Below are 24894 nucleotides of genomic sequence, written 5' to 3'. Positions count from 1 at the left end.
GAGGTTGCCTTACTCAATATTCTGTACTTGTTCGCGCATTTGCTCGATCAACACTTTGAGGTTGACCGCCGCCGTGGTGCTGCGCGGATCGAACGCCTTGGAGCCCAGTGTATTGGCTTCGCGGTTGAGTTCCTGCATCAGGAAGTCCAGGCGCCGACCGGCGGCGCCACCGGACTTGAGCACGCGGCGTACTTCAAGAATGTGGGTGCTCAGGCGGTCGAGTTCTTCGGCCACGTCGCTTTTCTGGGCAAGCAGGACCATTTCCTGTTCCAGACGCGTCGGGTCAAGGTCGGCTTTCATGTCGGTGAAGCGGTCGAGGATCTTCTGGCGTTGGGTAGCAAGCATCTGCGGCACCAGTTCGCGCAGGGTGACCACATCGGCTTCGATCGATGTCAGACGCTCGTTGATCAGGCGCGCCAGTTCAGCGCCTTCGCGCTCACGGCCGGCCTTGAGCTCCTTCAGGCCCTGGTTGAACAGCGCGAGGGCTTCGGCGTTCAGGGCCTGCGGGTCGGTTGCGTCGCCCACCAGTACGCCGGGCCAGGCCAGGACTTCCAGAGGGTTCAGCGCGGCCGGTTGCTTGATCAGGCCGGCGATGGTTTCGGCGGCGGCAACCAGTTGTGCGGCGCGGTCGCGGTCCAGCTGCAGCGGTTTGCCGGTGGTTTCTTCGGTAAAACGCAGGGTGCATTCCAGCTTGCCACGGGAAATGCCCTGGCGCAGCGCTTCACGAACGGCGCCTTCGAGGTCGCGGAACGACTCGGGCAGGCGCAGGTGTGGCTCCAGGTAACGGCTGTTGACCGAGCGCAATTCCCAGCTGAGGGTGCCTTGAACCCCGGCTTTTTCGACACGGGCGAAGGCGGTCATGCTGTGCACCATGGAGGTACCTCGTGTTGGATAGATAGAGATTGGCTAGGCCGACCTGTAGGAGCGAGCAAGCTCGCTCCTACAGTCGAGAGGCGCAGGATTGTAGCGCAGTGCGCAGGAGGCGCCCAAACATGCGCATTCGTAACCGAATTTTTAGAAGTGCCCCGAATCGGCTCGCGGCTCTATAATGCTCGGCAGTTTTTCGTCCTCAGTACAGGTATCCCCTATGAAACGTCCAAGTGGTCGCGCTGCCGATCAGCTCCGCTCGATCCGCATCACCCGCAACTACACCAAACACGCCGAGGGATCCGTACTGGTCGAGTTTGGCGATACCAAGGTGATTTGCACCGTCAGCGTCGAAAACGGCGTGCCGCGCTTCCTCAAGGGCCAAGGCCAGGGCTGGTTGACCGCAGAGTACGGCATGTTGCCGCGCGCCACCGGTGAGCGTAACCAGCGTGAAGCCAGCCGTGGCAAGCAAGGCGGGCGTACCCTGGAAATCCAGCGCCTGATCGGCCGTTCCCTGCGTGCCGCGCTGGACATGTCCAAATTGGGCGACGTGACCCTTTACGTCGACTGCGACGTGATCCAGGCTGATGGCGGTACCCGTACTGCATCCATCACTGGCGCCATGGTAGCCCTGGTCGACGCATTGAAAGTGATCAAGAAGCGCGGCGGCCTCAAGGCGGGTGACCCGCTCAAGCAGATGATCGCAGCTGTGTCGGTCGGCATGTACCAGGGCGAGCCTGTGCTGGACCTGGATTACCTGGAAGACTCGGCCGCCGAGACCGATCTGAACGTGGTCATGACCAGCACCGGTGGTTTCATCGAAGTGCAGGGCACCGCCGAAGGCGCGCCATTCCAGCCGGCTGAGCTGAACGCGATGCTGGCCCTGGCCCAGAAGGGCATGACCGAAATCTTTGCACTGCAAACCGCTGCACTCGCTGACTAAGCCCGCCCCAAGGAGAAGCGCCATGAATGACAGCCAATTGCCGGTTCCGGCACCGTCCAAGGAAGTACGCCAGTTGGCAATGCTGTGTCATTTCGCGGCGTTTGCAGGGTTGGTGTTCCCCTTCGGCAGCGTGTTGGGGCCGCTGATCCTGTGGCAGTTCAAGAAGGATGTGGACCCGCTTATCGATGATCAGGGCAAGGAAGCCCTGAATTTTCAGATCACCGTGGCCATCGCCTGGTTGGTGTGTCTGGTGCTGGGCTTCGTGGTGGTCGGCTTTTTGCTGATGACCGTACTGGTGATAGGGGCGTTGATACTGACGATCATTGCCGGGATCAAGGCCAACAAGGGCATTGCCTATCGCTATCCGTGGACTTGGCGTCTGGTCAAGTAACCGAGCGGCCACAAAAAAACCGACATTGCTGTCGGTTTTTTTTGTGCCTGGAAAAAGACCTCAGATGGTCAAGGTCCAGTCGTAGTCCACGATCAGCGGCGCGTGCTGCGAGAAGCGCGGCTGGCGTGGCAGGCGAGCGCTGCGTACGAACCGGCGCAGGCCCGGGGTCAGCAGCTGATAGTCGAAACGCCAGCCCAGGTTGAGCATCTCGGCCTGTTCGTTATCCGGCCACCAGCTGTACTGATCGCCTTCGCGGCTGACTTCGCGCAGGGCATCAACATAGCCCATGTTGCCGACAATCTCGTCCATCCAGGCCCGTTCCGGCGCCAGGAAGCCCGGTGATTGCTGGCTGTCGCGCCAGTTCTTGATATCCAGCTTCTGTTGCGCCACGTACAGCGAGCCACAATAAATGTACTCGCGACGTTTGCGTCGCTGTTTATCCAGGTAACGGGCGAAGTCGTCCATTAGCTTGAACTTCTGGTTCAAGTCTTCATCGCCGTTCTGCCCCGAAGGAAGCAGCAAGGTCGCGATGCTGACCTTGTCGAAATCGGCTTGCAGGTAGCGCCCGTAGCGGTCGGCTGTCTCGAAGCCGAGGCCGCTGATGACCGCCTTGGGTTGCAACCGCGAGTACAAAGCCACGCCACCTTGGGTGGGCACTTCGGCATCGCAGGCATAAAGGAAGTAGCCATCCAGTTGGAAGGCTGGGTCGTCCAGTTCAAAGGCGGAGGCGCGGGTGTCCTGCAGGCAGATGACGTCGGCATTCTGGGCTTGCAGCCAACTGAGCAAACCACGCTCGACTGCAGCCTGAATACCATTAACGTTCACACTGATGATCCGCATAAATGGCCCCAAAAATCGCGTGCGTGTATGATACACGCCGTCCACCTAATTAGCTAAATCCGTGGTATCTGAGGCTTTTTTCATGCAGGCGTATCAACGCGATTTCATTCGTTTTGCCATCGATCGCGGCGTTTTACGCTTCGGTGAGTTCACTCTCAAGTCCGGGCGCACCAGCCCGTACTTCTTCAATGCAGGCTTGTTCAACTCGGGTTCGGCCCTGGCTCAGCTGGGTCGTTTCTACGCGGCAGCCATCGTTGAAAGCGGTATTTCCTTTGATGTGCTTTTTGGTCCGGCCTACAAGGGTATTCCCTTGGCTGCGGCTACAGCGGTGGCCCTGGCGGAACATCATGGGCAGGATCTGCCGTGGTGCTTCAACCGTAAGGAAGCCAAGGCCCACGGTGAAGGCGGCAGCCTGGTAGGGGCTCCGTTGACCGGCGATGTGCTGATCATCGATGACGTGATCACCGCCGGCACCGCCATTCGTGAGGTGATGCAAATCATCGCTTCCCAGGACGGCGCCAAGGCCGCCGGCGTGCTGATCGCCTTGAACCGCCAGGAGCGTGGCAACGGTGAGTTGTCGGCGATCCAGGAGGTGGAGCGTGATTTCGGCATTCCCGTGGTAAGTATCGTGTCGTTGAACCAGGTGTTGCAGTTCCTGGAGGATGATCCGCAGCTCAAGCAGCATTTGCCGGCTGTGCGTGCATACCGCGAGCAGTTCGGCGTCTGACACTGACCCCTGTGGGAGCGGGCTTGCCCGCGATAGCGGTGTGTCAGTCGGTGCATTTTTGAATGTACTGCCGTCATCGCAGGCAAGCCAGCTCCCACATTTGAACGGTGTACAAACAAAAGGCCCCGCTCAATTCAATTGAGCGGGGCCTTTTTATTTGCAGCGGTTAAGGACGCTTGCGGTTACTGATCAGCGTGCCCACACCGGTATCAGTGAAGATTTCCAGCAGGATTGCATTCGGCACGCGGCCATCCAGGATCAGCGAGCTGCCTACACCACCTTGCACTGCTTCCAGCGCGCAACGGATCTTCGGCAACATGCCGCCGTAGATGGTGCCGTCGGCGATCAGGTCGTCTACCTGCTGGGTGGTCAGGCCGGTGAGTACCTTGCCTTCCTTGTCCATCAAGCCGGCGATATTGGTCAGTAGCATCAGCTTTTCAGCCTTCAGTGCTTCCGCCACCTTACCGGCTACCAGATCGGCGTTGATGTTATAGGACTCGCCATTGGCACCCACGCCGATCGGCGCAATCACCGGGATGAAGTCGCCCTTGACCAGCAGGTTGAGCAAATCGGTGTTGATGCCGATCACTTCGCCCACCTGGCCGATGTCGATGATTTCCGGCTGGGTCATCTCCGGCGTCTTGCGGGTCACGGTAAGTTTCTTGGCGCGGATCAGCTCTGCATCCTTGCCGGTCAGGCCGATGGCGCTGCCGCCGTGGCGGTTGATCAGGTTGACGATGTCTTTGTTGACCTGGCCGCCGAGGACCATCTCCACCACGTCCATGGTCTGCGCGTCAGTGACACGCATACCATCGATGAAGTGACTCTCGATCGACAGACGCTTGAGCAGGTCGCCGATTTGCGGGCCGCCACCGTGGACGACCACCGGGTTGATCCCCACGGCTTTCATCAGCACGATGTCGCGGGCAAAGCCGGTTTTCAGCTCGTCGCTTTCCATGGCATTGCCGCCGTACTTGATCACCAGCGTCTTGCCGACGTAGCGTCGAATATAAGGCAACGCTTCGGACAGGACCTTGGCGGTGTTGGCAGCGGCTTCGCGTTCGAGGGTCATTCAGGGCTCCGGGCAAAAAATCAGAACGGTAATTGGAGATCAGGGGCAACACGTTTCAACTGGGCGTGGAACACGTCCTTGATGCGCTGCAACTCGGCCTCGGTATCCGCCTCGAAACGCAGGACCAGCACCGGTGTGGTGTTGGACGCGCGAACCAGGCCCCAGCCTTTGGCGTAATCGACTCGCACACCATCAATGGAGGTCAGGTTGGCGCCTTCACCCCATTGCGCATCGTGCAATGCGTCAATGATGCTGAATTTGCTCTCCTCGGTCACATGGATATTGATCTCTGGCGTAGAAATATCATTCGGGAAGGTCTGAAACAGTTCTTCGGCGGTGGATTTTTCCTTGCTGAGGATCTCCAGCAGACGAGCGGCGCTGTAAATGCCGTCGTCAAACCCGAACCAGCGCTCCTTGAAGAACACGTGGCCGCTCATTTCGCCGGCCAACAGTGCGCCGGTTTCCTTCATTTTCTTTTTGATCAACGAATGACCGGTCTTCCACATTAGCGGGCGACCGCCGTATTCCTTGATCAGTGGCGTCAGGCGGCGGGTGCATTTCACGTCGAAGATGATCTCGGCGTTGGGGTTGCGCGCCACGACGTCACGGGCAAACAGCATCAGCAGGCGGTCGGGGAATACGATCTCGCCGGTTTCGGTCACCACGCCTACGCGGTCACCGTCGCCATCGAAGGCCAGGCCGACGTCGGCGCCCACTTCCTTGACCTTGGCGATCAGGTCCACCAGGTTTTCCGGCTTGCCCGGGTCCGGGTGGTGGTTGGGGAAGTTGCCGTCGACGTCGCAGAACAGCGGGATTACTTCGCAGTTCAGCGCTTCGAGCAATTGCGGGGCTATCACGCCAGCCGCGCCGTTTCCGCAATCCACCACGACTTTGAGGCGGCGCGCGAGTTTGACGTCGCGGGTGATTTCATCGGAGTAGCGCTGCAGGATGTCGACCTTGGTGATGGTGCCGGTGCCGCTGGTCAGGTCGTTGGTTTTCAGGCGGGTGTGCAGGGCCTGGATCTGTTCATTGGCCAGCGTATCGCCAGCGATGACGATCTTGAAGCCGTTGTAGTCCGAAGGGTTATGGCTGCCGGTGAGCATCACCCCGGATTTACCGGCCAGTACGTTGGCCGCGTAGTACAACGCGGGTGTCGGCACCAGGCCGACGTCGCTGACGTGGCAACCGCTGTCGGCCAGCCCCTGGATCAGTTGCTCGACCAGCTCGGGGCCGGACAAACGGCCGTCACGACCCACCGAGACGTTGGGTTCGCCCTGGGCAAGGCTCTGCGAACCGATGGCGCGGCCGATCCAGTAGGCGGTTTCGGCGGTCAGGGTCTTGGGTACTACGCCACGAATGTCATAGGCGCGAAAAATGCTGTCGGGAAAGGTCGGGGCTACGCGGGCTGCGGTACTCATCGCGGGGGAAACTCCATCTGAAAGGGGGCAAGGCGGGCCTGATGTGGCTGGCCGGCAGGCTCAAACTGAAGGGTATGACGGCGTTTTCGGCAGAGAGTTCGTGGTGTAAAAATGCCATCGGCGCATTGGCGCTAGCATTATTTTTACGTAGTCCTTTGATTTCATTGGAGAAATCTCGATGATTATTTCCGCGCATTCTTCATCCTGAAAAGCCGGGCGGTGGCGCGTGGCCGGACGATTGCATCCGGCCACGTTCAGCTTAGTCAGTGACTGCCGGAATGCCCAAAACCGCCTGCGCCGCGCTGGGTTTCGTCGAATTCCTGCACCAATTCAAAATGCGCCTGCACCACCGGCACCAGGACCAGTTGGGCGATGCGCTCGCCGACGGCGATGTTGAAAGCAGTCTGGCCACGGTTCCAGCACGACACCATCAGCTCGCCCTGGTAGTCGGAGTCGATCAGGCCGACCAGGTTACCGAGCACGATGCCGTGTTTGTGGCCCAGGCCGGAGCGCGGCAGGATCAGCGCCGCCAGGCCCGGGTCGCCGACATAGATCGACAGGCCGGTCGGGATCAGGATGGTCTGGCCCGGCTCAAGGATGGTGTCTTCCTTGAGCATGGCGCGCAGGTCCAGGCCGGCGGAGCCTGGTGTGGCGTAGGCCGGCAGGGGGAATTCGTTGCCGATGCGGGGGTCGAGGATCTTGGCTTGCAAAGCGTGCATGAAAATTAAACCTGGTTCAGCCGTTGGGCGATAAAAGAGATCAGTTGGCGGGCAATCTTGCCCTTGCTGGTCTGGGCGAAAAGGGTGGCGTGCAGCTCGCGGTCGATCACGCTGCAGGCATTTTCCTCGCTGTTGAAGCCGATGCTCGGGTTGGCGACATCATTGGCAACGATCAAGTCAAGGTTTTTGTCTTTCAGTTTGCGCGCGGCGTAGTCCAGAAGGTGCTCGGTCTCGGCAGCGAAACCGACACTGAACGGACGGTCCGGACGGGTGGCGATGGTGGCCAGGATGTCCGGGTTGCGCACCATTTGCAGGAGCAGGCCGTCACCGCTTGTAGGGTCTTTCTTGAGCTTTTGCGGGGCTACGACTTCAGGGCGGTAATCCGCCACCGCTGCCGAGGCGATGAACAGGTCACAGGGAATGGCGGCTTCACAGGCCGCCAGCATGTCCCGGGCGCTGACTACGTCGATTCGAGTGACGCGGTCAGGGGTCGGCAAATGCACGGGACCTGTGATCAGGGTCACCCGTGCGCCTGCCTCGACCGCAGCTTCTGCCAACGCAAAGCCCATTTTTCCTGAGCTATGGTTGGTGATGTAGCGCACCGGGTCGATGTTTTCCTGGGTCGGGCCTGCGGTGATCAGCACGTGCTTGCCGGTCAGGGCCAGGTGCTGGAAGCACTCGGCGGCGCATAGCGCAAGGTCGGTGGCTTCGAGCATCCGGCCCATGCCGACGTCGCCACAGGCCTGGCTGCCGGAGGCGGGGCCAAACACCTTGAGGCCGCGGCTTTGCAGGAGTTGGGTATTGGCTTGGGTGGCCGGGTCGCGCCACATGGCCTGGTTCATGGCCGGGGCGATCGCGACAGTGGCGTCGGTGGCCAATACCAGGGTGGTCAGCAGGTCATCGGCGATGCCCTGGGCCAGGCGGGCGATCAGATCGGCGGTGGCCGGGGCGATCAGCACCAGGTCGGCCCATTTGGCCAGTTCGATATGGCCCATGGCGGCTTCGGCCGCCGGGTCCAGCAGGTCGAGGTGAACCGGGTGGCCGGACAGGGCCTGCATGGTCAACGGGGTGATGAACTCACTGCCACCACGGGTCATGACCACGCGCACTTCCGCGCCCTGGTCCAGGAGCCTGCGAACCAACTCTGCGCTCTTGTAGGCGGCAATGCCGCCGCCGACGCCGAGAACGATGCGTTTCCGATACAGACGCTGCATTGGTTTGCCTTTCCAGTTCAGTGATGCCAGTTCAGTGACGCCTGCGATGACCCCTCCCCAGGTGAAATCGCATGCAAAAAAGAGGGCCTACGATAACACAGCGTCTGCCGCGCAACAGCGCAGCAGATACAGACGGAGGTGGGATGAGTATTCGTGATTGGCCCGTGGCGGAGCGTCCACGGGAGAAGCTGTTGGAAGGTGGCGCGGCGAGCCTGTCCGATGCCGAATTGTTGGCGATCTTCCTGCGTACTGGCGTTTCCGGTCGAAGTGCGGTGGATCTGGCGCGTGATCTGCTGGTGCAGTTTGGCGGCCTGCGCCCGCTGTTGGAGGCCAGCCAGGCGCTGTTCAGCCAGCATATGGGGCTGGGGCCGGCGAAGTTCGCCCAATTGCAGGCGGTGCTGGAAATGTCCCGGCGCCATCTGGCCGAACGCTTGCGCGCCGACTCGGTAGTGGAGAGCCCGCTGGCTGTGCGTCAATACCTCAAGGCGCTGTTGCGCCATGAGCCTCATGAGATATTCGGCTGTCTGTTCCTGGACTCAAAGCATCGTGTACTGGGGTTCGAGGCGTTGTTTCAGGGCACCATCGACACTGCGATTGTTTACCCGCGGCAGGTGGTCAAGCGTGCCTTGGCGCATAACGCGGCAGCGGTGATTTTGTGCCACAACCATCCCTCCGGGAATGCGGAGCCCAGTGCATCTGATCGCAGATTGACCAAAATGCTGCAAAAGGCGTTGGAAGTGGTGGATGTGCGGGTGCTGGATCACATCATTGTGGGAGATGGTGATCCGCTGTCGATGGCTGAATACGGATGGGTATAGCCACCTCTGTTCCTGTAGGAGCGAACAAGCTCGTTCCTACAGGGAAGGGGTTGCGCCCTAGGGCTTGAGGCTGATTTTCGAATAATCCTGGCGGCCGAACGGGCTTACCTGGTAACCCTCGACATTCTTGCGCGTCAATGCAAACGCCGTCGGGTGCGCCAGCGGCAGCCACAGCGCCTGCTGCTGGATCTGCGCCTGGGCCTGCTGGTACAGCTTGGTGCGTACGCCTTGCTCGCTGGTGGTCTTGCCGGCACTGATCAACTTATCCAGAGCGGGGTCGCAGTAGCGGGCGAAGTTGGTGCCGGATTTCAGCGCTGCGCAGGAAAACTGCGGGGTCAGGAAGTTGTCCGGGTCGCCGTTGTCGCCGGCCCAGCCCATGAACAGCAAGTCGTGCTCGCCGGCCTTGGCACGGCGAATCAATTCGCCCCATTCAATCACACGAATTTCAGCCTGGATGCCAACCTTGGCCAGGTCGGCCTGTAGCAGTTGGGCGCCGAGGTTCGGGTTGGGGTTCAGCAGGCTGCCGGTAGGGCGCGTCCATATTGTGGTCTTGAAACCGTCCTTGAGCCCGGCACGTTCCAGCAGCGCCTTGGCCTTGGCCAGATCCTGTGGGTAGCCTGGCAAATCCTTGGCATAGCTCCAGGTATTGGGCGGGTACACACCGTTGGCTGCTTCGGCGGTGCCCTCGAAGACGGCCTTGAGGTAGCTACTCTTGTCAAAGGCCAGGTTGATCGCCTGGCGTACTTCGGGTTTGTCCAGCGGTGGGTGCTGGCTGTTGATGGCGACGAAAGCGGTCATGAAGGCAGCGGTTTTTTCCACCTTCAGCGCCGGGTCTTTTTCGGCTTCGCCTACATCCAGGGGCTTGGGCGACAGGGCAATCTGACATTCGTTGCGATGCAGTTTCTGCAACCGTACGTTGGCGTCCGGGGTGATGGCAAAGATCAAGTTATCCACAGCCGGTTTGCCCGCGAAATAGTCCGGGTTGGCCTTGTAGCGCACCACGGCATCTTTCTGGAAGCGCATGAATACGAACGGGCCGGTGCCGATGGGCTGACTGTTGAGTTTCTCAGGCGTGCCGGCCTTGAGTAGTTTGTCGGCATATTCAGCCGGGTAGATCGAGGCAAAGCCCATGCTCAACGCCGGGAGAAAGGTGGAGTCGGCGTGGTCGAGGGTGAAACGCACCGTCAGCGGATCGAGGGCATCGATCTTCTTGACCAGTGCCGGCAATTGCAGGGACTGGGCGTGGGGGAAGCCGCTCTGGGCGATCTTGTGCCACGGGTTGGCCGGATCGAGCATGCGCTCGAAGCTGAAGCGCACGTCTTCGGCGGTCAGCGTGCGGCTTGGGCTGAAATAATCGGTACGGTGAAATTTCACGCCCGGGTGCAGCTTGAAGGTGTAGGTCAGGCCATCGGGGGAAACTTCCCAGCTGTCTGCCAGGCTCGGTACCAGCTTGCCGCTGGCCGCATCAAAGTCCACCAGGCGGTTCATCAGCACATCCGCCGAGGCGTTGGTGGTGGTCAGCGAGTTGTACTGCACCACATCGAACCCTTCGGGGCTGGCCTCGGTGCAGACGCTCAAGTTGGTGGCTGCAACGGCCATCGGTGCGATAAAGAAGGGGGCAAGCAGTAGTGGTAGGGCAGCGAGGCGCATATTCGGTTTCCTGTGCAGATCGAAGGCCCATCTGCGAGTGCAGTCTGGAAAAAGACTACCGTAGAGGTCTGATTGATAAATGACTAGCCCATTTTTGCCTGTGCTTTTGGCCAAAATGCTGTTTTGATGGCGCCTCAGCGCGTTTCGCCGTGCACTTCCCTGTGCCTGCGGGCGCTGTAAATCATTCTGTGCGACGAGCGGTCGGCTGTTACAGCGGCCCCTCCTGGCAGCGGTTCGGGCGTCCGGCACCAAGATTTACGCTGGTAAAAACACACGGGCTGTTGTTGCACTGGGGTCTTTCTGGTATAAAGCAGCGCTCTTTTCTAGGGGCCCGGTTCCTTCGCTTGTAGGTGTAGCCGGTAAGACCCTAAAGAAACGCGGCGCCTGGCGCCAAATGACTGAGAGATTAAGCGGCCAACCCATGCCGGGTTGGGCATGTGGTTTTAGAGGGCTGAGGCATGTCGAGAGTCTGTCAAGTTACCGGTAAGGGTCCGGTGACTGGGAATAACATTTCCCACGCAAATAACAAAACCCGTCGTCGTTTCCTGCCGAACCTGCAGCATCACCGCTTCTGGGTTGAAGAAGAGAAACGTTTTGTTCGCCTGCGTGTATCTGCCAAAGGCATGCGTATTATCGACAAGCGTGGCATCACTGTCGTGCTGGCCGAAATCCGCGCCGCTGGCAAGATCTAAGGAGCTCTATCATGCGTGAATTGATTCGAATGATCTCTAGCGCCGGTACTGGTCACTTCTACACTACCGACAAGAACAAGCGTACTACCCCGGACAAGCTCGAAAAGAAAATGTTCGACCCGCGCGTTCGCAAGCACGTGATCTACAAAGAAGGCAAAATCAAGTAATTGATTTTCTTCCTTGTGAAAAAAAGCCCGTATCTCACGATGCGGGCTTTTTTTTGCCTGGGATTTGCTGATCAGGCTTTCTGCTCGAACACCACGTAGATCTTGCGGCACGCTTCCAGCACTTCCCAGGTGCCCTTGAAGCCAGCGGGGATCACGAAGCGGTCGCCGGCGCGCAAGGTCTTGGCGTTGCCCTCGGCGTCACGCAGCACGGAAACCCCCTGCACAATTTCGCAGTATTCATGTTCGGTGTAGTTGACCTTCCACTGCCCGACTTCACCTTCCCATACCCCTGCATTCATCTGGCCACACGGGCTGTTGTAGTGGTTGTAGATCGTTTGCTCGGGATCGCCCTTGAGGATTTTTTCTGCGGCAGGGCGGTAGCGTTCGGGGGCCGTGTTGGCTTGGCTGAAGTCGACGATATCCTGGATGCTCATGTGCGTGTCCCGTCTGGCCTGCGGTTGGAGAGCCCAAAGTCTATGTTTATTAAAATGAACATCGCAAGGGCGTTTACCGCCGTTATGTCAAATATATTGAAACATCCCCAGCCGCTGGTTTAGGGTGGCAGCTGCCTTGCGCCGAACAGCTGGCTGGCGGGCAAGAATTCTTTGAGGCTGCCGGGGGGACACCCGCCTGGCCCTCTATTCAATAAGAGGAGGACACTCGCATGACCACCCTGACCCGTGCCGACTGGGAACAACGCGCCAAGGATCTGAAGATCGAAGGCCGCGCCTACATCAATGGCGAATACACCGCCGCCGTTTCCGGTGACACCTTCGAATGCATCAGCCCGGTCGACGGTCGTCTGCTGGCCACTGTCGCCAGCTGTGACGCGGCTGACGCCCAGCGCGCCGTGGAAAACGCCCGCGCCACCTTCAATTCCGGCGTCTGGTCGCGCCTGGCGCCGGCCAAGCGCAAAGCCACCATGATCCGTTTCGCCGCGCTGCTCAAGGCCAATGCCGAAGAGTTGGCACTGCTTGAAACCCTGGACATGGGCAAGCCGATCAGCGACTCCCTGAACATCGACGTTCCCGGTGCGGCAAATGCCCTGAGCTGGAGCGGTGAGGCAATCGACAAGATCTACGACGAAGTCGCGGCCACCCCTCATGATCAACTGGGCCTGGTGACCCGCGAGCCAGTCGGCGTGGTCGGCGCCATCGTGCCGTGGAACTTCCCGTTGATGATGGCCTGCTGGAAACTCGGCCCGGCGTTGTCCACCGGTAACTCGGTGATCCTAAAACCGTCCGAAAAATCCCCGCTGACCGCCATCCGTATCGCCGCCCTGGCCGTCGAAGCCGGCATTCCAAAAGGCGTGTTCAACGTATTGCCAGGCTATGGCCACACGGTGGGTAACGCCCTGGCGGTGCATATGGACGTGGATACGTTGGTGTTCACTGGCTCCACCAAGATCGCCAAGCAACTGCTGATCCGCTCCGGCGAATCGAACATGAAGCGTGTGTGGCTGGAGGCGGGCGGCAAGAGCCCTAATATCGTGTTTGCCGATGCGCCGGATCTGCAAGCCGCCGCCGAATCTGCGGCCAGTGCCATCGCCTTCAACCAGGGTGAAGTCTGCACTGCCGGTTCGCGCCTGCTCGTGGAGCGTTCCATCAAGGACACCTTCCTGCCGCTGGTGATCGAGGCGCTCAAAGGCTGGAAGCCGGGCAACCCACTGGACCCAGCCACCAACGTGGGTGCGCTGGTGGATACGCAGCAGATGAACAACGTGCTGTCCTACATTGAGTCCGGTCATGCCGACGGTGCCAAGCTGGTCGCTGGCGGTAAGCGCACACTGGAAGAAACCGGTGGCACCTACGTCGAGCCAACTATTTTCGATGGCGTGACCAATGCCATGAAGATCGCTCAGGAAGAGATCTTTGGCCCGGTCCTGTCGGTGCTCACTTTCGACAGCGCCGAAGAAGCCATCGCCATTGCCAACGACACCCAATACGGCCTGGCCGCAGCGGTATGGACGGCGGATATCTCCAAGGCGCACCTGACGGCCAAGGCCCTGCGTGCCGGCAGCGTCTGGGTTAACCAGTACGACGGCGGCGACATGACCGCACCGTTTGGTGGTTTCAAGCAGTCGGGTAATGGCCGCGACAAGTCGCTGCATGCGTTCGACAAGTACACCGAGCTGAAGGCGACCTGGATCAAACTCTAAGCAGCACTGCAGGCCAAACGTGGGAGGGGGCTTGCCCCCGATAGCTGGGTGTCAGCCACTGCATGTGGTGACTGGCCCACCGTTATCGGGAGCAAGCCCCCTCCCACACTGTTTTGTGCGACCCCGTAAATTATCCACAGGAGCGTGGCAATGCGTTGGGCGACTTATTTCGCCGTCCTGGCCTCGGTACTCAGCGTTGGCCTGGCCTTGGGCGTGAGCATGCCGTTGGTATCCCTGCGTCTTGAAGGCTGGGGCTACGGCAGCTTCGCCATTGGCGTGATGGCGGCGATGCCGGCATTCGGCGTATTGCTGGGTGCCAAGGTCTCCAGCCGAATGGCGTCCTGGCTCGGCACTGCCAACCTGATGCGCCTGTGCCTGTGGGCCGGGGCGCTGTCTATCGGTTTGCTGGCGATCCTGCCCAGCTACCCGGTGTGGCTGGTGCTGCGGTTGATGATCGGGGTGATCCTGACCATCGTATTTATCCTGGGTGAAAGCTGGATCAACCAACTGGTGATCGAGCAGTGGCGCGGCCGCCTGGTGGCGCTGTATGGCTGCACTTATGCCTTGAGCCAGCTGTCGGGACCCTTGCTGCTGGGCCTGATGGGCACCGATCATGATTACGGGTTCTGGGTGGGCGTCGGCCTTTTGGTAGTGGCGCCGCTGCTGTTGCTGGGGCGATCCGGGGCGCCGACGGCTGATGCGTTCAGCGTCACGTTCAGCGAGCTGTGGCGCTTTTGCCTGAGCTTGCCGGCGATTGCCTGGGCGGTGGCGTTATTCGCCGCATTCGAAGCGATGATTCTGACGCTGTTGCCGGTGTACTGCCTGCAACAGGGCTTCACTGCCGAGATTGCCTTGGCGATGGTCAGCACAGTGGTCGTGGGTGATGCGCTGCTGCAATTGCCCATTGGCGCCCTGGCCGATTACTTGCCGCGCCGCACGTTGTTCCTGGGGTGTGCGCTGCTGTTGCTGGCGTCGAGCCTGGCGGTGCCGTTGTTGATGCACACACTGCTGGTCTGGCCGGTGTGGGTGCTGTTCGGCGCCAGCGCGGGTGGGTTGTTTACCCTGTCGCTGATTTTGATTGGCGAGCGCTACCGTGATGATGCGTTGGTGCGTGCCAACGCCCACGTGGCGCAGCTGTGGGGCATTGGCTGCCTGATCGGGCCGCTGGTGGCGGGTGCGGGCAGCCAATGGGTCAGCGGTCATGCACTGCCATTGCTGATGGCGGCGGGGGCGTTGGGGCTGGTGGTGCTGTTGCTGCGCCAAGGGGCGTTTGGAGCAGCGCAGCCTGCCTGAACTTCTTTGGCTTAAAGCATACGTTCCAGGCCAACTGACGTGGCGAACCAAGCATTGAAACGGCGCCACCAACTGCCGGGCTCGCGGGTCAGGGTGTGCAATTGCCCGTTGTCCTCGGTGACCCACACCACATTGCCATCCTGCAATTTCGCCTCGTAGCTCAGCGTCGGCGCCATACCTTCCAGCGCCAGGTTGCGCACATGCTCCGCCAGTTCAGGGCTGTCCACCAGCACGCCGACTTCGGTGTTCCACAGCACCGAGCGCGGGTCGAAATTGAACGAGCCGATAAATGACTTCTCGCGATCGAAGATCATTGCCTTGCTGTGCAGGCTCGAATCGGAGCCGTAGAGGCTGCCTCGACGAAACAGGTGCGGGCCACTGCTGGCACTGGGGTCGCCTGGTTGTCGGCGCAGCTCATAAAGTTTGACCCCATGCTCCAGCAGTGCCTTGCGATAGGGCGCGTAACCGCCGTGCACGGCCGGTACGTCAGTGGCTTCAAGGGAATTGGTCAGCAGGCTCACTGACACCCCTGCGTCGGCCCTACCTGTCAGGTACACCAACCCGGGCGACCCCGGAACGAAGTACGCCGAAATCATGATCAGTTCACGGCTGACCCCTTCCAGCTCCGGGGCCAGTTGGGTGGTGAGCAGCAACTGCGGGTCCGGATCAGCCTTGGCCAGCACCTTGCTCGGTGCGTCCCACAGCGCCTGATTCCAGGCCCAGATCAGCTCACGGCGCCAGATGTCCATACGTGGTCGGGTCTGGTAGGTACGCAGGCGGTTATACAGGGCGTGGTTCTGCTGACGCGATTGCGCCAATGAAGCTTCCAGGCGCCCGCGGGCGACGGCCAGATCGATTTTGGAGGGCATCTTCGAGACAAACTCATCAATAGGTTTGCTCAGTGCGCTGTTCCAGTACTGATCGAAACTGTGACCCAGTTGCTCTGCCACCGGTCCGACGCTGAGCATGTCGATATCGGTGAAGTTCAGGTTGGGCTCGGCGTCGAAATATTCGTCCCCCAGATTGCGCCCGCCCACAATGGCCACGCTGTTATCCGCCAGCCACAGTTTGTTGTGCATGCGCCGATGTTGCAGCGACAGGTTGAATACACGGCCCATGGCGCGTGTAACGCCGGTGCTGCGGCCCAAATGCAGGGGGTTGAACAGGCGAATTTCGATTTTGGGGTGGGCGGCGAGGGTGGCGATGATTTGGTCGAGGCCGTCGCTGGTGGTGTCGTCCAGCAGGATGCGCACACGCACACCGCGGTCGGCGGCCTTGAGCAGTTCGTCCACAAGCATACGCGTGCTGATGCCGTCGTGAACGATGTAGTACTGCAAATCGAGGCTGGATTGGGCGTTGCGGATCAGCTCGGCGCGAGCCATGAAGGCTTCACTGCTGTTGGGCAGCAAGCGAAAACCCGAGCGCCCTTGGTGCGGCGCCGCCTGGGCCTGGATCGAGCGACCGAACGAGGAGCCGTTCGCCGGCAGGGCATCGCTGGGAATACGCGGTGTGTCGACCGTGGCGCAGCCGCCCAGGGCCAAGGTGCCCAACAGCAAAAACGGTAATAGCCGTCGAATTATCAAGGGAGCTGCTTCCAGGTCAGGGCGGTTATCGATATATGACGGCCTTTTCCGGCGAAAGGTCAGTGCAGCGTCTCTGCCAGCATCTTGAGCGCGGCGGCGCCGACCTTGCGCACCGCTTCTTCAATCTGCGGGGTTGGCTTGGCGGCATAGTTCATACGCAGACAGTTACGGTATTTGCCGGAGGCAGAAAAGATGCTGCCTACGGCCACTTGCACGCCTTGTTCCACCAACACGCGATTGAGCTTCAAGGTGTCGAAGCCCTCCGGCAGTTCGATCCACAGCAGGAAGCTGCCTTGGGGCCGACTGGCGCGCGTGCCTGCCGGGAAGTAGCGGCTCACCCAGTCGAGCATCAAGTCGCGATTGCGCTGGTATTGCGTGCGCATCCGGCGCAAATGCGGTTCGAAATGGCCGTTTTTGAGAAATTCGGCAATCGCAATCTGCGGCTGGGTGGCGGTAGAGCCGGTGCTGATGTATTTCATGTGCAACACCCGGTCCAGGTAGCGCCCCGGCGCCACCCAGCCAATGCGTAACCCGGGTGCCAGGGTTTTCGAGAATGAGCTGCAGAGCAGCACGCGGCCATCGTCATCGAAGGATTTAATGGTGCGCGGGCGTGGGTAGCTGTAGGCCAGTTCGCCATACACATCGTCTTCGATGATTGCCACGTCATAGCGCTGCGCGAGTGTCAGCAGTGCGCGTTTGCGCGCCTCCGGCATGATGTAGCCCAACGGATTGTTGCAGTTGGGCGTGAGCTGGATGACTTTGATCGGCCACTGTTCCAGCGCCAGTTCCAGCGCTTCCAGGCTAATGCCGGTGATCGGGTCGGTGGGGATTTCCAGGGCTTTCATGCCCAGGCCCTTGAGGGTCTGCATGGCGCCGTGGAAGCTGGGCGAGTCCACCGCAACAATATCGCCGGGCTCGCAGATCGCCCGGATGCTGGCCGACAGCGCCTCATGGCAGCCGGTGGTGATCACAATGTCTTCAGCGGTCAGTTGGCAGCCGGAGTCCAGCGACAGTCGAGCGATTTGCTCGCGCAATTCCATACAGCCAAGGATGTTGTCGTAATACAGGCCCGGCAGATCCTGGCGACGACTCACCCGCGCCAGGCTGCGCAGCAAAGGTTTCAGGGTGGGTGACAATACATCTGGCATACCACGGCCCATCTGTATGACGTCTTTGCGGGGTACCGCGCGAATCAGCTCAAGCACCTGGTCCCACTGGGAGATCTCTACCGGCCGTTGTGCCGGGCGGCCTACCTCGGGCAGGGCCGGCAGCTCGCGACCGGCGGGTACAAAGTAACCGGACTTGGGCTTGGGCATTGCCAGGCCGTTGTCTTCCAGCAACCGATAGGCCTGCTGCACGGTACTCAGGCTGACCCCGTGCTCCACGCTCAAGGCTCGCACCGAGGGCAAGCGATCGCCGGGGCGATAGAAGCCTTGTTCGATGCGAGTGCCGAGCAATTCAGCGAGGTTGACGTAAAGGGTCATGGCGGCCGCTCCTGATAGACCAGTACAGATAGAGTGAAAATACAGGATTCAGCCATCCATAGGCAGTATCTGTATGGATTTAATAAAAACAGGCTGGATCTGTAATGGTTTTGCTCGTGCCCCCATCCTAGTCACTCAAGGCAACAAGCCAACGAGGGGCAGCAAAATGAACGGCATGAGCGATGTGCGGCTGGCGCTACACAGCCAAGAACTGGAAGCAGGGCAGCAGCGGGCAACGACTGCGCCTGTCGGCAGCCGCTGGAGCCTGTTCTGGCACCGTCGTCACACGCGCAAGGCGTTGCTTACGCTGACCCGCGAGCAGCTGCTGGACGTGGGTTTGACCGCTGAACAGGCGCGCCAGGAAGGCCTGAAGCCGTTCTGGCGCAGTTGATCACACCAGTTCTTTGAGGCGGTGCCAGAGCATCCCCAGCGCCAGCAGCGGTGAACGCAAGTGTTTGCCACCGGGGAAGGTGATGTGCGGCACCTGAGCGAACAGGTCGAAACGCCCCTGTTGCTGGCCGCTGATGGCTTCGCCGAGCAACCTGCCCGCAAGGTGCGTGGCATTCAGGCCGTGACCCGCGTAAGCCTGGGCGTAATACACATTGGGTTGATCCGCCAACCGGCCGATCTGCGGCAGGCGGTTGGCGCCGATGCCGATCATGCCGCCCCACTGGTAGTCGATCTTCACGTCGGCCAGTTGCGGGAATACCTGCAACATTTTCGGTCGCATATAGGCGCCGATATCCTTGGGGTCGCGTCCGGAATAGTGGCAGGCGCCGCCGAACAACAGGCGGCGGTCGGCGGACAGGCGGAAGTAATCCACCGTCACGCGCTGGTCACACACGGCCATGTTCTGCGGCAGCAGGCGGGTCGCTTGCGCTTCACTCAAGGGCTCGGTGGCGATGATGTAGCTGCCAGCCGGTAGTACCTTGCCACTCAATTGCGGGTTGAGCCCATTCAGGTAGGCGTTGCAGCACAGCACCAGGGTTTTGGCACGTACGTGGCCCTGGGCGGTGTGCACCTTGACGTCGGGGCCGTAGTCGATGCGCGTCACTTCAGACTGCTCGAACAACTTCACGCCCAACTGCTGCGCGGCGGCTGCTTCGCCCAGCGCTAGGTTCAGTGGGTGCAGGTGACCAGAGCCCATGTCGATCATGCCGCCCACATAGCGCTCGGAGCCGATCACGCTGCTCATCTGGCTGGCTTGCAGCAGGCGTACCTCGTGGCGGTAGCCCAGGCTGCGCAGTTCTTCGGCATCTTGCGCCAGGCCCTGCAAATCACGGGGTTTGTTGGCCAGGTCGCAGTAGCCCCAGGTCAGGTCGCAGGGAATCTGGAAGCGTTCTACGCGGTCACGCACGATCTCCACGGCTTCCAGCCCCATCAGCTTCATCTGGCGCACGCCGTCACTGCCGATCACGGACGCGAACTGATCCAGCCCGTGGCCGACGCCGCGAATCAACTGGCCGCCATTACGCCCGCTGGCGCCCCAGCCAACCCTGCGCGCTTCCAGCACCACCACGCTGAAGCCGCGCTCGGCCAGCTCCAAAGCCGTGTTGAGCCCGGAATACCCCGCGCCAATCACGCATACATCGGCGCGCAGCTCGCCTGTCAACGCCGGGTACTCGGGGTGCGGCACGCTGCTGGCGGCGTAGTAGGACGCGGTATGCCGGGCGCTGGCGGTCATGGGGAGCCTCCCTGTTTGGAAAATTTGACGCAGGATACAGCGGTCCGATGAAGCTGTCTGCGCGCTGCGTTTTGCGTCAGAATCCACGCCTATTCGCCGTTGGGTATGTGTATCGATGAGTTGCAACAGTCAGAAAGTCAGCGCGCTGCGCAGACAGATTCCTTCATTTGAATGTGTTCCGGGTTGCCATGACTGCTGTGGGCCGGTGACCACTTCGCCTGAGGAAATGTCGCGCCTGCCACGCAAGACGGCCGCCGAGCAGGAGGCCGCCATGGATGAGCTGAACTGCGTGCACCTGGGGCCCCATGGGTGCACGGTGTATGACGAGCGGCCACTGATCTGTCGCCTGTTCGGCACCACCAAGATCTTGCCATGCCCCAATGGGCGCCGACCGGTTGAGCTGATTCATCCGCGGGTCGAGAAGCAGATCCATGAGTACATGGCGAGTACCCGGCAAGTGCTGGTCTGACTGAGTCAATCGGGGATCGGCAGGTTCAGGCTCTCCTTCACCTCTTCCATCACGATATAGCTCTTGGATTCGCGCACATGGGGCAACTTGAGCAGGATATCGCCGAGCAACTTGCGGTACGAAGCCATCTCCGAAATGCGCGCTTTCACCAGGTAGTCGAAGTCCCCTGATACCAAGTGGCACTCCAGCACATGAGGCAGTTTCAGCACGGCGCGGCGAAATTCCTCAAAGGTGTCGCCAGACTTGTAATCCAGGCTGATCTCGACAAATACCAGCAGGCTGCCTTTCAAATGCTGCGGGTTGAGCCGCGCGTTGTAGCCCATGATGATCCCTTCGCGCTCCAGGCGCCGCACCCGCTCGGTACAGGGAGTGGTGGACAGCCCGACCTTTTCCCCCAGCTCCGTGAACGAAATGCGCCCGTCGGTTTGCAGGATGCGCAGGATATTGCGGTCGATCTTGTCCAGCTCCCGCTTGGTCTGGGTGTTGGTACGCATAGGGGATACGCCTCTGTGAAAAGGGTTTTTGCCAAGAATTGTCGCCAAATATAGGCATTTATATAGTGAAATGCACTGGTGATTGTTTTTTACACTGCGTCCATCATTGCTCGAATAACACACGTCAGCGGCTAAGCCCGTGATGAGGATATAAAAATGCGCGTTCTGGTCTTGGGTAGCGGTGTCATTGGGGTGACCAGTGCCTACTATTTGGCGCGGGCCGGCTTCGATGTCTTGGTGGTCGACCGTCAACCTGCCGCTGCCATGGAAACCAGTTTCGCCAACGCCGGCCAGGTGTCCCCTGGCTACGCCTCGCCATGGGCCGCGCCGGGTGTGCCGCTCAAGGCTATCAAGTGGTTGCTGCAGCGCCACGCGCCGCTGGCGATCAAGGCAACCGCCGATATCGATCAATACCTGTGGATGGCGCAGATGCTGCGCAACTGCACGGCCAGCCGCTATGCCGTGAACAAGGAGCGCATGGTGCGCCTGTCCGAGTACAGCCGCGACTGCCTCGACGAATTGCGTGCCGAGACCGGCATTGCCTACGAAGGTCGCAGCCTCGGTACGACCCAGCTGTTCCGCACCCAGGCCCAACTTGACGGTGCCGCCAAGGATATCGCGGTGTTGAAAGAGTCCGGCGTGCCGTTCGAACTGCTTGATCGCGCCGGTATTGCCCGTGTTGAACCGGCCCTGGCCAGCGTTACGGATATCCTCGCCGGTGCTTTGCGGCTGCCGAATGACCAGACGGGCGACTGCCAGATGTTCACCACACGCCTGGCCGAGATGTGCAAGCAGTTGGGTGTGGAGTTCCGTTTCGAGCAGGACATCCAGCGCCTCGATTACGCCGGTGATCGCATTAACGGTGTGTGGATCGACGGCAAGCTGGAAACCGCCGACCGCTATGTACTGGCCCTCGGCAGCTACTCGCCGAAGCTGCTCAAGCCCCTGGGGATCAAGGCACCGGTTTACCCGCTCAAGGGCTACTCGCTGACCGTGCCGATCACCAACCCGGCAATGGCGCCCACCTCGACCATTCTCGATGAGACCTACAAGGTCGCGATCACCCGTTTCGACAACCGTATTCGTGTCGGCGGCATGGCTGAAATAGCCGGTTTTGACCTGTCGCTGAATCCACGTCGACGTGAAACCCTGGAGATGATCGTCAACGACCTTTATCCTCAGGGCGGCGATTTGGCCCAAGCCAGTTTCTGGACCGGTCTGCGTCCGACCACACCCGACGGCACGCCGATTGTCGGTGCCACCCCATTCAAGAACCTGTTCCTGAATACCGGTCACGGCACGCTCGGCTGGACCATGGCCTGTGGCTCTGGCCGCTTGCTGGCCGACCTGATGGCAAAGAAAACGCCGCAGATCAGCGCCGCCGGCCTCGATATTTCCCGTTATGGCAATCACCAGGAGTCCGCACAACATGTCAATCCAGCGCCAGCTCACCAATGAGCGCATGAGCCAGATCGTGGTTCACAGCGGTACCGTGTATCTGGCCGGGCAAGTCGGCGACGACCTGAGTGCCGGGATTGAACAGCAGACCCGTGAAACCCTGGTCAATATCGAGCGTTTACTGGACCTGGCCGGTACCGACAAGTCCAGGTTGCTGTCGGTGACCATCTACCTGAAGGATATTGACGCCGACTTCGCCGGCATGAACGCGGTGTGGGACAAGTGGCTGCCCAAAGGCGTCGCTCCGGCCCGTGCCACGGTTGAAGCCAAATTGTGCGAGCCGCAAATCCTGGTAGAGCTGTCCGTCGTGGCGGCGCTGCCTTAGCAACGATCCCTCTCCCGGCGCCGACGTTGTTGGTCGGCACCGGTTTTTCTTCACCTTGCTGCCTAGAAGCCTGCCGCCATGCGTCCAGCCCGTGCCCTGATCGACCTTCAAGCCTTGCGCCACAACTACCAATTGGCCCGTGAAGTCACGGGGGCCAAGGCGCTCGCCGTGATCAAGGCCGATGCCTACGGCCATGGTGCCGTGCGCGTGGCCCAGGCACTGGAAACCGAAGCCGACGGGTTTGCCGTGGCGTGCATCGAGGAAGCCCTGGAACTGCGTGCCGCCGGCATTCGCGCGCCGGTGCTGTTGCTGGAAGGCTTTTTTGAGGCGGACGAGTTGCCGCTGATCATCGAACAGGATTTGTGGTGTGTGGTGCATTCGTTGTGGCAGCTTGAGGCCATCGAACAGGCCAAGCTGAGCAAACCGCTGACCGTGTGGCTCAAGCTGGACTCGGGCATGCACCGTGTCGGCTTGCATCCCAAGGATTATCAAGAGGCGTACCAGCGTCTGCTGGCCAGCGGCAAAGTCGCGAAGATCGTGTTGATGAGCCATTTTGCCCGCGCCGATGAGCTCGATTGCGTCAGCAGCAACGAACAAGTCACGGTATTCGAAGCAGCTCGCCAAGGCTTGGCTGCCGAAGTCAGCCTGCGTAACTCCCCATCTGTATTAGGCTGGCCAGGCGTGGCCAGCGACTGGGTACGCCCAGGCATCATGCTCTACGGCGCAACGCCATTTGGCGAAGACCAGGCCTTTGCCGCACGGTTGCAGCCGGTGATGACCCTGGAGTCCAAAATCATTTGTGTACGCGAACTGCCGGCTGGCGAACCCGTGGGCTATGGCGCCAGGTTTGTCACGCCCAAGCCGATGCGCATCGGAGTGGTTGCCATGGGCTATGCCGACGGTTACCCCCGCCACGCGCCAACCGGTACGCCGGTGCTGGTGGCGGGCCAGCGCAGCCAACTGCTGGGGCGCGTGTCCATGGACATGCTGTGTGTCGACCTTACCGACTTACCCCAAGCGGGCCTTGGCTCAACCGTGGAGTTGTGGGGCAAGAACATCCTCGCCAGTGACGTCGCCACTGCTGCCGATACCATTCCCTACCAGATTTTCTGCAACCTGCGCCGGGTGCCAAGGCTCTATTGCGGCGCTTGATGGCCGGATACGAATGCAGCTGCTCGGGATTTAGGCCCAAGTGTTGTAAATACTGAACGCTGTCGCCATGATAACGCTCAATTACAACAAAGCCTGAATCCTAGGAGGCTCCTGCATTGGACGTCGGCGAACGACTGCAATCCATCCGTAAACTCAAAGGTCTTTCCCAGCGCGAGCTTGCCAAGCGCGCGGGCGTCACCAACAGCACCATTTCGATGATCGAGAAAAACAGCGTCAGCCCCTCGATCAGCTCCCTGCGCAAGGTGTTGGGCGGTATCCCCATGTCCATGGTCGAGTTCTTTTCCGAGGAGATCCTCCAGGAAATACCGACGCAGATCGTCTATAAAGCCAATGAGCTGATCGACATCTCTGACGGTGCCGTCACCATGAAACTGGTGGGCCGGGCGCACCCGAGCCGGGCCATCGCCTTTCTCAACGAAATTTACCCGCCGGGCGCCGACACGGGCGAAGAAATGCTCACCCATGAGGGCGAGGAAACCGGGATTCTGCTGGAAGGTCGCCTGGAATTGGTGGTCGGTCTTGAAACTTTTGTGCTCGAAGCTGGCGATAGCTACTACTTTGAAAGCACCAAGCCCCATCGTTTTCGCAACCCGTTCGATGTGCCGGCGCGACTAATCAGCGCAGCCACGCCCGCGAACTTTTAACAAAAGAGGCGCCCTGCCAGCGTTGCAGAGGCTCCCATAGCTGTATCCGTGTGGCCGTATCTCCCTTTATTTAATAGGGTTGTTTCGGCAGCCCGGGCTAACCGTTATACTTTCGCCGCCTGCGAAACCGTGGCCGCAGGCGTGAATAGCCACCATTGAGGGTGAACGCGTGAACCTAATTATGAAAATGCTGGCTGCACCAGCAACCGTACTGGCCCTATGGGCTGTCAGCGCTCAAGCTGCGACCAATGATGACATTGCCAAGCGCCTGGAGCCTGTGGGCCAGGTTTGCGTCCAGGGCCAGGAATGCAAGGGCATGGAAGTGGCCGTGGCAGCGGGCGGTGGCGGTGCGAAAACACCGGACGAGATTATCGCCAAGCACTGTAACGCGTGCCACGGTACTGGCCTCTTGGGTGCGCCGAAAGTTGGCGACACCGCCGCCTGGAAAGAACGCGCCGACCACCAGGGCGGCCTCGATGGCATCCTGGCCAAGGCCATCACCGGTATCAACGCCATGCCACCCAAAGGCACCTGCGCTGATTGCTCGGATGAAGACCTCAAAGGCGCCATCAAGAAGATGTCCGGCCTGTAATCAGACGATCTTCGCCAAA

Annotated in this window: 26 protein-coding genes and 1 pseudogene; 15 read left to right on the top strand and 12 right to left on the bottom strand. The window is 60.4% G+C overall.

Going from position 1 to position 24894, the window contains the following annotated elements:
• Nucleotides 1-9: 9 nt before the first annotated feature.
• Nucleotides 10-873 (bottom strand): YicC/YloC family endoribonuclease, encoded by an 864-nt coding sequence (locus J1G33_RS05140; RefSeq protein ID WP_005792488.1) that lies wholly within the window; start codon nucleotides 871-873, stop codon nucleotides 10-12.
• A gap of 214 nt (nucleotides 874-1087) precedes the next feature.
• Between J1G33_RS05140 and rph the strand changes: the two genes are divergently transcribed.
• Nucleotides 1088-1810, top strand: a complete 723-nt coding sequence (gene rph, locus J1G33_RS05135) for a ribonuclease PH (protein ID WP_005792487.1) — start codon at nucleotides 1088-1090, stop codon at nucleotides 1808-1810.
• A 22-nt stretch (nucleotides 1811-1832) separates the two neighbouring features.
• Nucleotides 1833-2201 (top strand): DUF4870 domain-containing protein, encoded by a 369-nt coding sequence (locus J1G33_RS05130; protein ID WP_005792486.1) that lies wholly within the window; start codon nucleotides 1833-1835, stop codon nucleotides 2199-2201.
• Nucleotides 2202-2261: 60 nt separating this feature from the next.
• Here J1G33_RS05130 and J1G33_RS05125 read toward each other — a convergent pair whose 3' ends face one another.
• Nucleotides 2262-3041 (bottom strand): exodeoxyribonuclease III, encoded by a 780-nt coding sequence (locus J1G33_RS05125; protein ID WP_003195493.1) that lies wholly within the window; start codon nucleotides 3039-3041, stop codon nucleotides 2262-2264.
• Between the two features lie 82 nt (nucleotides 3042-3123).
• On the opposite strand from J1G33_RS05125, the gene pyrE reads away from it, so the two are divergent.
• Nucleotides 3124-3768 (top strand): orotate phosphoribosyltransferase, encoded by a 645-nt coding sequence (gene pyrE / locus J1G33_RS05120; RefSeq protein WP_003195489.1) that lies wholly within the window; start codon nucleotides 3124-3126, stop codon nucleotides 3766-3768.
• Nucleotides 3769-3934: 166 nt separating this feature from the next.
• Here the strand turns inward: pyrE and argB are convergent, their stop codons facing one another.
• From argB to coaBC, 4 genes and pseudogenes are all read right to left on the bottom strand, one after another.
• On the bottom strand, nucleotides 3935-4840 hold the full coding sequence (gene argB / locus J1G33_RS05115; protein ID WP_003213275.1) for an acetylglutamate kinase: 906 nt from the start codon (nucleotides 4838-4840) through the stop codon (nucleotides 3935-3937).
• Between the two features lie 20 nt (nucleotides 4841-4860).
• Nucleotides 4861-6273: pseudogene (locus J1G33_RS05110) on the bottom strand (phosphomannomutase/phosphoglucomutase); the annotation flags it as partial.
• 248 nt (nucleotides 6274-6521) lie between these two features.
• Nucleotides 6522-6977: a dUTP diphosphatase gene (gene dut / locus J1G33_RS05105; RefSeq protein ID WP_005792483.1), complete on the bottom strand. Its 456-nt coding sequence runs from the start codon at nucleotides 6975-6977 to the stop codon at nucleotides 6522-6524.
• Between the two features lie 5 nt (nucleotides 6978-6982).
• The gene (gene coaBC, locus J1G33_RS05100; RefSeq protein ID WP_015886530.1) at nucleotides 6983-8191 is read right to left on the bottom strand and encodes a bifunctional phosphopantothenoylcysteine decarboxylase/phosphopantothenate--cysteine ligase CoaBC; all 1209 of its coding nucleotides are present in this window, start codon (nucleotides 8189-8191) and stop codon (nucleotides 6983-6985) included.
• Nucleotides 8192-8334: 143 nt separating this feature from the next.
• Between coaBC and radC the strand changes: the two genes are divergently transcribed.
• Nucleotides 8335-9009 (top strand): DNA repair protein RadC, encoded by a 675-nt coding sequence (gene radC, locus J1G33_RS05095; protein ID WP_032878719.1) that lies wholly within the window; start codon nucleotides 8335-8337, stop codon nucleotides 9007-9009.
• 57 nt (nucleotides 9010-9066) lie between these two features.
• Here the strand turns inward: radC and J1G33_RS05090 are convergent, their stop codons facing one another.
• Nucleotides 9067-10659: an ABC transporter substrate-binding protein gene (locus tag J1G33_RS05090; protein WP_032878722.1), complete on the bottom strand. Its 1593-nt coding sequence runs from the start codon at nucleotides 10657-10659 to the stop codon at nucleotides 9067-9069.
• 458 nt (nucleotides 10660-11117) lie between these two features.
• Between J1G33_RS05090 and rpmB the strand changes: the two genes are divergently transcribed.
• Entirely contained in the window at nucleotides 11118-11351 is a 234-nt protein-coding gene (rpmB, locus tag J1G33_RS05085; RefSeq protein ID WP_003176907.1) for a 50S ribosomal protein L28, read from the top strand.
• 11 nt (nucleotides 11352-11362) lie between these two features.
• The gene (rpmG, locus tag J1G33_RS05080; RefSeq protein WP_003176906.1) at nucleotides 11363-11518 is read left to right on the top strand and encodes a 50S ribosomal protein L33; all 156 of its coding nucleotides are present in this window, start codon (nucleotides 11363-11365) and stop codon (nucleotides 11516-11518) included.
• A gap of 71 nt (nucleotides 11519-11589) precedes the next feature.
• On the opposite strand, the gene J1G33_RS05075 is transcribed toward rpmG, so the two are convergent.
• Nucleotides 11590-11952 (bottom strand): cupin domain-containing protein, encoded by a 363-nt coding sequence (locus J1G33_RS05075; RefSeq protein ID WP_148853797.1) that lies wholly within the window; start codon nucleotides 11950-11952, stop codon nucleotides 11590-11592.
• A 230-nt stretch (nucleotides 11953-12182) separates the two neighbouring features.
• Between J1G33_RS05075 and J1G33_RS05070 the strand changes: the two genes are divergently transcribed.
• Both J1G33_RS05070 and J1G33_RS05065 read left to right on the top strand, forming a co-directional pair.
• Nucleotides 12183-13676 (top strand): aldehyde dehydrogenase, encoded by a 1494-nt coding sequence (locus tag J1G33_RS05070; RefSeq protein ID WP_032878725.1) that lies wholly within the window; start codon nucleotides 12183-12185, stop codon nucleotides 13674-13676.
• Nucleotides 13677-13826: 150 nt separating this feature from the next.
• The gene (locus J1G33_RS05065; RefSeq protein ID WP_103734159.1) at nucleotides 13827-14969 is read left to right on the top strand and encodes an MFS transporter; all 1143 of its coding nucleotides are present in this window, start codon (nucleotides 13827-13829) and stop codon (nucleotides 14967-14969) included.
• 11 nt (nucleotides 14970-14980) lie between these two features.
• Here J1G33_RS05065 and J1G33_RS05060 read toward each other — a convergent pair whose 3' ends face one another.
• Together J1G33_RS05060 and J1G33_RS05055 are read right to left on the bottom strand one after the other, a co-directional pair.
• Nucleotides 14981-16549, bottom strand: a complete 1569-nt coding sequence (locus J1G33_RS05060) for a phospholipase D family protein (protein WP_081883358.1) — start codon at nucleotides 16547-16549, stop codon at nucleotides 14981-14983.
• 62 nt (nucleotides 16550-16611) lie between these two features.
• Nucleotides 16612-18036 (bottom strand): PLP-dependent aminotransferase family protein, encoded by a 1425-nt coding sequence (locus tag J1G33_RS05055; protein ID WP_103734160.1) that lies wholly within the window; start codon nucleotides 18034-18036, stop codon nucleotides 16612-16614.
• Nucleotides 18037-18202: 166 nt separating this feature from the next.
• Between J1G33_RS05055 and J1G33_RS05050 the strand changes: the two genes are divergently transcribed.
• On the top strand, nucleotides 18203-18427 hold the full coding sequence (locus J1G33_RS05050; RefSeq protein ID WP_078822630.1) for a DUF1127 domain-containing protein: 225 nt from the start codon (nucleotides 18203-18205) through the stop codon (nucleotides 18425-18427).
• Here the strand turns inward: J1G33_RS05050 and J1G33_RS05045 are convergent, their stop codons facing one another.
• Nucleotides 18428-19720, bottom strand: a complete 1293-nt coding sequence (locus tag J1G33_RS05045) for an FAD-binding oxidoreductase (protein WP_032878732.1) — start codon at nucleotides 19718-19720, stop codon at nucleotides 18428-18430.
• Between the two features lie 115 nt (nucleotides 19721-19835).
• On the opposite strand from J1G33_RS05045, the gene J1G33_RS05040 reads away from it, so the two are divergent.
• Nucleotides 19836-20189, top strand: coding sequence for a YkgJ family cysteine cluster protein (locus J1G33_RS05040; protein ID WP_223017777.1), 354 nt, complete (start codon nucleotides 19836-19838; stop codon nucleotides 20187-20189).
• A 5-nt stretch (nucleotides 20190-20194) separates the two neighbouring features.
• On the opposite strand, the gene J1G33_RS05035 is transcribed toward J1G33_RS05040, so the two are convergent.
• The gene (locus J1G33_RS05035; protein ID WP_003176896.1) at nucleotides 20195-20683 is read right to left on the bottom strand and encodes an Lrp/AsnC ligand binding domain-containing protein; all 489 of its coding nucleotides are present in this window, start codon (nucleotides 20681-20683) and stop codon (nucleotides 20195-20197) included.
• 156 nt (nucleotides 20684-20839) lie between these two features.
• On the opposite strand from J1G33_RS05035, the gene dadA reads away from it, so the two are divergent.
• The 5 genes from dadA to J1G33_RS05010 all read left to right on the top strand — a co-directional run bounded on the left by dadA (nucleotide 20840) and on the right by J1G33_RS05010 (nucleotide 24875).
• Nucleotides 20840-22141 carry a D-amino acid dehydrogenase gene (dadA, locus tag J1G33_RS05030; RefSeq protein ID WP_223017776.1) on the top strand — a complete coding sequence of 434 codons (1302 nt, stop codon included), beginning with the start codon at nucleotides 20840-20842 and terminating at the stop codon, nucleotides 22139-22141.
• Nucleotides 22113-22466 (top strand): RidA family protein, encoded by a 354-nt coding sequence (locus J1G33_RS05025; protein ID WP_005792470.1) that lies wholly within the window; start codon nucleotides 22113-22115, stop codon nucleotides 22464-22466. Before dadA ends, J1G33_RS05025 begins: the two co-directional genes overlap by 29 nt.
• A 78-nt stretch (nucleotides 22467-22544) precedes the next feature.
• The gene (gene alr / locus J1G33_RS05020; RefSeq protein ID WP_005792469.1) at nucleotides 22545-23618 is read left to right on the top strand and encodes an alanine racemase; all 1074 of its coding nucleotides are present in this window, start codon (nucleotides 22545-22547) and stop codon (nucleotides 23616-23618) included.
• Nucleotides 23619-23734: 116 nt separating this feature from the next.
• Complete coding sequence (locus J1G33_RS05015; RefSeq protein WP_005792468.1) at nucleotides 23735-24283, top strand: cupin domain-containing protein; 549 nt, start codon at nucleotides 23735-23737, stop codon at nucleotides 24281-24283.
• A gap of 181 nt (nucleotides 24284-24464) precedes the next feature.
• Nucleotides 24465-24875 (top strand): c-type cytochrome, encoded by a 411-nt coding sequence (locus J1G33_RS05010; RefSeq protein ID WP_032878737.1) that lies wholly within the window; start codon nucleotides 24465-24467, stop codon nucleotides 24873-24875.
• The last annotated feature ends 19 nt before the right edge of the window (nucleotides 24876-24894 follow it).

Source organism: Pseudomonas sp. P867 (genome assembly GCF_019891455.1).
Lineage (GTDB): Bacteria > Pseudomonadota > Gammaproteobacteria > Pseudomonadales > Pseudomonadaceae > Aquipseudomonas > Aquipseudomonas synxantha_A.
The sequence above is the reverse complement of the archived record's forward strand: the minus strand, read 5'-3'. Positions and strand labels throughout refer to the sequence as shown.

Excerpts from the sequence above, each read along its gene's own strand:
- rpmB (WP_003176907.1), top strand. The coding sequence starts at position 11,118 with ATGTCGAGAGTCTGTCAAGTTACCGGTAAGGGTCCGGTGACTGGGAAT.
- dut (WP_005792483.1), bottom strand. The coding sequence starts at position 6,977 with ATGCACGCTTTGCAAGCCAAGATCCTCGACCCCCGCATCGGCAACGAA.
- J1G33_RS05065 (WP_103734159.1), top strand. The coding sequence starts at position 13,827 with ATGCGTTGGGCGACTTATTTCGCCGTCCTGGCCTCGGTACTCAGCGTT.
- J1G33_RS05125 (WP_003195493.1), bottom strand. The coding sequence starts at position 3,041 with ATGCGGATCATCAGTGTGAACGTTAATGGTATTCAGGCTGCAGTCGAG.
- J1G33_RS05045 (WP_032878732.1), bottom strand. The coding sequence starts at position 19,720 with ATGACCGCCAGCGCCCGGCATACCGCGTCCTACTACGCCGCCAGCAGC.
- J1G33_RS05140 (WP_005792488.1), bottom strand. The coding sequence starts at position 873 with ATGGTGCACAGCATGACCGCCTTCGCCCGTGTCGAAAAAGCCGGGGTT.
- alr (WP_005792469.1), top strand. The coding sequence starts at position 22,545 with ATGCGTCCAGCCCGTGCCCTGATCGACCTTCAAGCCTTGCGCCACAAC.
- J1G33_RS05055 (WP_103734160.1), bottom strand. The coding sequence starts at position 18,036 with ATGACCCTTTACGTCAACCTCGCTGAATTGCTCGGCACTCGCATCGAA.
- J1G33_RS05035 (WP_003176896.1), bottom strand. The coding sequence starts at position 20,683 with ATGCGTACCAACACCCAGACCAAGCGGGAGCTGGACAAGATCGACCGC.
- J1G33_RS05075 (WP_148853797.1), bottom strand. The coding sequence starts at position 11,952 with ATGAGCATCCAGGATATCGTCGACTTCAGCCAAGCCAACACGGCCCCC.
- argB (WP_003213275.1), bottom strand. The coding sequence starts at position 4,840 with ATGACCCTCGAACGCGAAGCCGCTGCCAACACCGCCAAGGTCCTGTCC.
- coaBC (WP_015886530.1), bottom strand. The coding sequence starts at position 8,191 with ATGCAGCGTCTGTATCGGAAACGCATCGTTCTCGGCGTCGGCGGCGGC.
- J1G33_RS05130 (WP_005792486.1), top strand. The coding sequence starts at position 1,833 with ATGAATGACAGCCAATTGCCGGTTCCGGCACCGTCCAAGGAAGTACGC.
- J1G33_RS05070 (WP_032878725.1), top strand. The coding sequence starts at position 12,183 with ATGACCACCCTGACCCGTGCCGACTGGGAACAACGCGCCAAGGATCTG.
- pyrE (WP_003195489.1), top strand. The coding sequence starts at position 3,124 with ATGCAGGCGTATCAACGCGATTTCATTCGTTTTGCCATCGATCGCGGC.
- radC (WP_032878719.1), top strand. The coding sequence starts at position 8,335 with ATGAGTATTCGTGATTGGCCCGTGGCGGAGCGTCCACGGGAGAAGCTG.
- J1G33_RS05010 (WP_032878737.1), top strand. The coding sequence starts at position 24,465 with ATGAAAATGCTGGCTGCACCAGCAACCGTACTGGCCCTATGGGCTGTC.
- J1G33_RS05090 (WP_032878722.1), bottom strand. The coding sequence starts at position 10,659 with ATGCGCCTCGCTGCCCTACCACTACTGCTTGCCCCCTTCTTTATCGCA.
- J1G33_RS05050 (WP_078822630.1), top strand. The coding sequence starts at position 18,203 with ATGAACGGCATGAGCGATGTGCGGCTGGCGCTACACAGCCAAGAACTG.
- rpmG (WP_003176906.1), top strand. The coding sequence starts at position 11,363 with ATGCGTGAATTGATTCGAATGATCTCTAGCGCCGGTACTGGTCACTTC.
- J1G33_RS05025 (WP_005792470.1), top strand. The coding sequence starts at position 22,113 with ATGTCAATCCAGCGCCAGCTCACCAATGAGCGCATGAGCCAGATCGTG.
- dadA (WP_223017776.1), top strand. The coding sequence starts at position 20,840 with ATGCGCGTTCTGGTCTTGGGTAGCGGTGTCATTGGGGTGACCAGTGCC.
- rph (WP_005792487.1), top strand. The coding sequence starts at position 1,088 with ATGAAACGTCCAAGTGGTCGCGCTGCCGATCAGCTCCGCTCGATCCGC.
- J1G33_RS05040 (WP_223017777.1), top strand. The coding sequence starts at position 19,836 with ATGAGTTGCAACAGTCAGAAAGTCAGCGCGCTGCGCAGACAGATTCCT.